We start from the raw sequence: 5638 nt of genomic DNA, 5'->3' as shown, positions 1-5638 counted from the left end.
GACTTCGGGGGAGAAATTTTCCAAGCGCGAGCGCGATGTGTGCGTGGGGAGCCTCCAGCAGGCGGGGTGCAGCGCCACCGAGATCGTGGGCTTTCTCGCCCACTCGGCCGGACTCATCGAGCGCCCGGAACCCGCGACCCCGGCCGATTTGCTCCCTGGATTCTCTCTGGAGGGTCTCAAGGCCGCAGATACCCGCGTGGACCCGCTTTCCCTGCTCCGCTGAAACTTGCCTGCGCATCGCCCGGGAGGGGTCAGCCCTCACTGGCGGGGGCCCGCCGGGGCGGTATAATGCCGCTCCCGATGAAACTGCATGCCAACAACCGCCGCAACCTGATGAAACGCCTCCCGGGCGGACTCATCCTGCTCACCAGCGCCCCCGAAGTGATTCGCAACGGGGACGTCCACCACCAGTACCGGCAGAGCTCCAACTTCCTCTATCTCACGGGGGTTGAAGAGCCCGGTTACGCGCTGCTGCTCGATCCGAAGCGCCGCGCCGAAACCCTGTTCATTCCAAAGCTCACGCAGGAACATGCGGTCTGGCTGGGCCACATTCCCGATCTCAAGGAAGCGCGCAAACGATTTGGCGCAAAGCACGTCGCCTACATCGACGAGCTGCCGAGCGCCATTCGCGCGGCGCGCAAGGGTTACAAGCTCTGCCACGCCGAAGGGCCGCTGCCCTCGGAAGTGCGTGCCGCGCTCAAAGGCCTCAAAATCACCAAGGCAGAGCTGGACGACCAGCTCTGCGAGCTGCGCGCATTCAAGTCCGCAGATGAGGTCGCGCTCATTCGCGCCGCCAACAAGGCGACCGCCGCCGGTCATGTTGCCGCGATGAAGGCCGCGCGCCCGGGCATGTATGAATACGAGGTGCAGGCCGAACTCGAACGAGAGTTCCTCAAGGCCGGCGCCTTCCATGTGGGTTACGGCTCCATCGTCGCCGGCGGCGCCAGCAGCGGCGTGCTCCACTATCACCACAACAACCAGAAGCTCAAGCAGGGCGATCTGCTGCTCATCGACGCGGGGGCGGAAATGCACGGCTACACCGCCGATGTCACCCGCACCTTTCCCGTCAGCGGCAAGTTCACCGCCCGCCAGCGCGACATTTACGAGCTCGTGCTGGCGGTGCAGAAGCATTGCATCGATCGCGCGCGTCCGGGCGTTACAAGCCTCGAACTCCACAAGGAATCCGAGCGCGTGAGCGCCGAGGGGTTGCGCGACCTGGGCCTGGTGCGGGGAAGCACGGACGAGCTGGTGGAGAGTGAAGTCGTGCGGGCGTTCTACCCCCACGGATTGAGTCACATGCTTGGCCTCGACGTACACGATGTTACCGGCGGGAAAAAGCGCCGGATTCCGGTGCGGCGAAATGGCAAGCTGCGCTACCACGCGCGCCTCGAACCGGGGTTTGTCATCACCATGGAGCCGGGACTGTATTTCATCCCGGCGCTGCTCGACGATCCCGCCGTGCGCCGCAAGCACAAGCGGCGCATCAACTTCGAGAAAACAGAGCGCTACTACAACTTCGGCGGCATCCGCATTGAGGACGACATCCTGGTCACCGCCGGAAAGCCAAAGAACCTGACCGTGACGCCCAAGAGCGTCGAAGACATCGAATCGATCTGCAGCGGCTGAGTCCGTCTGGGAAAATGAGGGAGAGTATGCGAACCACTCATCACAAGACCTGTAACCTGTGCGAGGCGACCTGCGGGCTGCTCATCGATGTCGAGGACAAACAGGTCGTCGACATCCGCGCCGACAAGAACGACCCGTTCAGCCGGGGCCACATCTGCCCCAAGGCCTTTGCGCTGCGCGACATCCACCACGATCCCGATCGCCTGCGGGCGCCGATGAAGCGCGTGGGCGATGAGTGGAAGGAAATTTCCTGGGAAGAAGCGCTCAGCGAAACGGCCGAGCGCATCGTGAGCATTCAGAAGCGCTATGGCGAGAACGCCATGGGCAGCTACATCGGCAACCCCACGGCTCACAACTTCGCCACCGCGCTCTATGGGGTGACGCTGGTCAAGTCGATCCACTCGAAAAACCGCTTCAGCGCCAGCTCCGCCGACCAGAACCCTCATCACGCTTCGAGCCTGTTCCACTTCGGCAGCATTCTGGCCCTGCCGCTTCCCGACATCGAGCGCACTGACCATCTGATCATCATGGGCGCCAATCCGCTGGCCTCGAACGGTAGCCTGATGACGGCGCCTGATATCCGCAACCGTCTGAAGGCCATCCAGAAGCGCGGCGGCAAGATCGTCGTGATCGACCCGCGTGAGACCGAGACCGCGCGCATGGCCGACCAGCACGTCTTCATTCGTCCCGGTCACGACGCGTTGCTGCTGGCTTCAATGCTGCACATCGTCTTCGAGGAAGACCTCACCGGAACCTGCCCGGCCAGCGGAAGGCTCTCTGGGGAGTCGAAGCTGCGCGAGCTCGTCCAGCCCTTCAGTCCCGAGTCGGTGGAGAAACCACTCGGGATCCCCGCCGGCACGATCCGCCAGCTCACCCGCGAATATGCACGAACCCCGCGCGCGGCGATCTACGCGCGCATCGGCGCCTGCGTGCAGGAGTTCGGCACGCTGGTCAGCATGCTGGTGAATACGCTCAACATGGTGACCGGGCACTTCGACACGCCCGGCGGCTCCATGTTCGCGACCCCCGCAGTCGATCTGCCGGGCCTTGCCGCCCGCGGCGGGCAGGCCGGCGGTTACAATCGCTGGAAGAGCCGCGTGCGCGGGATCCCCGAGTTCAATGGCGAACTCTCGGTGAGCTGCCTGGCCGAGGAGATGCTCACCCCCGGCGAGGGACAGATTCGCGGGATGCTCACCATTGCGGGCAATCCGATTCTCTCCACGCCCAACGGCACGCGTCTGGACAAAGCATTCGAGAGCCTGGAGTTCTACGTCGCCATCGACATCTACATCAACGAGACGAGCCGCCACGCCGACATCATTCTCCCGCCGGCCTGGTCGCTCGAACAGGACAACTACGAGGCCGCCTTCCACATGCTGGCGGTGCACAACACCTCGAAGTTCTCCCAGGCGGTCTTCAAGCCCGAGAACGATCAGCCCGCCGACTGGCAGATTCTCAGCAACCTGATGCTGCGCATTCAGGCCCTCAAGGAAAAGAATCCGGTAAAGCGCGCGGCCTTCAATTTCGCTCGCAAGCGCAAGCTCGCCCCCACGCCGCGACGGATTCTCGACATCATGCTGCGCACCGGCCCCTACGGCGACAAGTTCATTCCCGGCAAGGACGGCCTGAGCCTCAAGAAGCTCATCGACACTCCCGAGGGCATCGACCTCGGGCCGCTCAAGCCCTCCCTCGACCGGCTCTGCCGCACCAAGTCCGGGCGCATCGAGCTCGACCACGCTGTGGTGCGAGACGAGCTCCCGCGCCTGGCGAAGTATCGCGACGATCTCATGGCCAAGAGTGAAAACGGCGAACTCATGCTCATCGGGCGACGCGATCTGCGCACCAACAATTCCTGGGTACACAACTCCAAGACGCTCATCAAGGGCAAAAACCGCTGCAACCTGATCATGAATCCTGAAGATGCCGCGAAGCTCGGTCTCGAAGGCGGTCAGCAGGTACAGATCGAAAGCCGGGTCGGCAAGGTGGTCACGGCCCTGACGGTTTCCGAAGAGATCATGCCCGGCGTGGTGAGCCTGCCCCACGGCTGGGGACACGGTCGCAAGGGCGTGCAGCTCTCGGTCGCCAGCGAAAATCCGGGCGTGAGCGTCAACGATCTCACCGATGACCAGCATGTCGAGCCGGTGATCGGGCAGGCCATCCTCAACGGGGTGCCTGTAACGGTGGCCTCGGCCTGATTGAGTCCTGCTTGAGGCGACAAAAGGGCGGCGCAAGCCGCCCTTTTTCCTGCTTCGACATCCGGGCGGGCAGCGGCTAGAGTCGGCCCGCCCGAGCCCGAAAGGTCGGGTGATTTTTCGAGCACAACGAGGCGACCCATGGCGAAGCGCGACCGGCAACAACTGGCACAGAAGACTCCCGACTGGACGGCAACCCGAATTTTCTGGGAGCTGATGGACGATGATCGTCGCAAGGCGGCTGCAGTTTCATTCTGGGAGGGCGACTCCAACGACACCGAGCGCCAGGCTGCCGAGATCATGCTGGCAGGCCACATGCGCTTTCGCCCCCAGAGCCTGCGCAAACAGAAGCCCGACCAGAAGGCCACCTACCTCATCCGCTTCAGCAAGCACGCCAACATGGAGCAGGCAATCCAGAGTGCGCTCATTGCCTACCACTTCGCTGCCCGGCGCGAGCTGATGAAGGCCTTTCTTGCCGAATGGAACATCGAGAACGACGACGGCCACGTGACTGTTGATGAGAAAGACTACGAAGTGCCCGGTGAGGACGCCGTGCGCGCAGCCTTCGAGAAACTCTCGAAGGAATACGACAAGCAGGACGCGCTCATCTATCTGGCGACGCTCGGCGTCGTGATGGACAACGCCCGCGAATGGTCGGAGAGCTGCTGGCCGGTGCTTGAGAGCGCGCTCGCGTCCTAACAACCGCTGATGTAGTTTTCGAGCTGCTCGATCAGGAACTCTTTTTCCGAGAGCAGCTCCTTGACCGCGTCGCCGAGCGTAACAATCCCGACAACCTTTTCATCCTTCATCACGGGCAGGTGCCGGAACTTCTTTTCCGACATGATGGCCATGGCGTCCTCGACGCTCTGCTCGGGCCGCCCGTAGACGACCCGCGCCGTCATGATTTCCCGCACGGCCGTGTTTTTCGAGGAGCGTCCCTCCAGGATCACGCGGCGGGCGTAGTCGCGCTCGGAGAGCATTCCCACAAGTTGCTCCCCCTCCATCACCAACAGGGCACCCACGCTACGCTCGGCCATCACTTTGACCGCGTCGTACACGGTCGCATCGGGAGTGATCGAATAAATCTGGGAACCCTTTTTTTCGAGTAAATCCGCCAGTGTTCGTTTCATGGAGATCTCCTTCCATGATGAACCCGCGGGTCTCGCTGCTGTTATACATTGATGTCAACCCGGAGTTCGGTTTGGTTGACGCAGACGCTCCCTGAATTGTGCCCTGAGTCCCGCCCTCCAAACAAGCGTTTTCTCGGGGGTTCCACGCCTGCCAGGGGCGGCGCTATTTGGCACTTGAACTATACGCCAACGGCGGACATCATCGAGGCGTGACGCCGGGGACAGAGCACCATTGAAACTGCGGGCAGGCGGGACCGGCAATGGGCTCTTTGAAGGGAATATCGCAAATGCCTGCCTTTCGGCGATGTTTGATGCCTTTTGCAGCACTAGCCTGCTGCCTTTGTGCCGGCGCGGCCAGCGCCTCTTCACTCAGCAAAACTCCGACCAGCGCACACGTGCTTCCCGTACGGCTCATCGGCAAGGATGTGCCCGAGTTCCTTGGCGCCGATCCCGTCGGCCTCTCCGTGCTCACCTGTCAGGACGGGCGTCCAACGCCGATACCCTTTCAGGTCGATGAATTCGACAAACAGGGCCGCCTTGTTTCCGCTGCCGGCATTACCAAACGAAAACAGGATGAAACGCCGCGCAAGATCGATGAGAACGACGAGCTCGTCGTCATGATGCGCGACATCGGCGACGCCTGCGATGCTGAAGTGCTCTCGCGCGTGCCCGATAAAATCATCGAGCTGG

General features: G+C 62.5%; 6 protein-coding genes. 5 read left to right on the top strand and 1 reads right to left on the bottom strand.

Translation table 11 applies throughout. From position 1 onward, the window contains the following. The 4 genes from KDH09_04245 to KDH09_04230 all read left to right on the top strand — a co-directional run. Window positions 1-223: tRNA glutamyl-Q(34) synthetase GluQRS (locus KDH09_04245; protein MCB0218881.1), on the top strand; the 223-nt coding region annotated here is incomplete at its 5' end. Between the two features lie 65 nt (window positions 224-288). Next, window positions 289-1626: an aminopeptidase P family protein gene (locus KDH09_04240; protein ID MCB0218880.1), complete on the top strand. Its 1338-nt coding sequence runs from the start codon at window positions 289-291 to the stop codon at window positions 1624-1626. A 26-nt stretch (window positions 1627-1652) separates the two neighbouring features. After that, a complete protein-coding gene (locus KDH09_04235; protein ID MCB0218879.1) occupies window positions 1653-3821 on the top strand; it encodes a molybdopterin-dependent oxidoreductase in 2169 nt (722 codons plus the stop codon). A gap of 138 nt (window positions 3822-3959) precedes the next feature. Beyond that, on the top strand, window positions 3960-4517 hold the full coding sequence (locus KDH09_04230; protein ID MCB0218878.1) for a hypothetical protein: 558 nt from the start codon (window positions 3960-3962) through the stop codon (window positions 4515-4517). Here the strand turns inward: KDH09_04230 and KDH09_04225 are convergent. Then, on the bottom strand, window positions 4514-4948 hold the full coding sequence (locus KDH09_04225; GenBank protein ID MCB0218877.1) for a CBS domain-containing protein: 435 nt from the start codon (window positions 4946-4948) through the stop codon (window positions 4514-4516). The two genes, KDH09_04230 and KDH09_04225, sit on opposite strands and share 4 nt — an antisense overlap. Before the next feature lie 395 nt (window positions 4949-5343). On the opposite strand from KDH09_04225, the gene KDH09_04220 reads away from it, so the two are divergent. Further along, a partial coding sequence (locus KDH09_04220; GenBank protein MCB0218876.1) for a hypothetical protein occupies window positions 5344-5638 on the top strand: 295 nt, incomplete at its 3' end.

Source organism: Chrysiogenia bacterium, from assembly GCA_020434085.1.
Taxonomy (GTDB): Bacteria; JAGRBM01; JAGRBM01; order JAGRBM01; family JAGRBM01; genus JAGRBM01.
The sequence above is the reverse complement of the archived record's forward strand: the minus strand, read 5'-3'. Positions and strand labels throughout refer to the sequence as shown.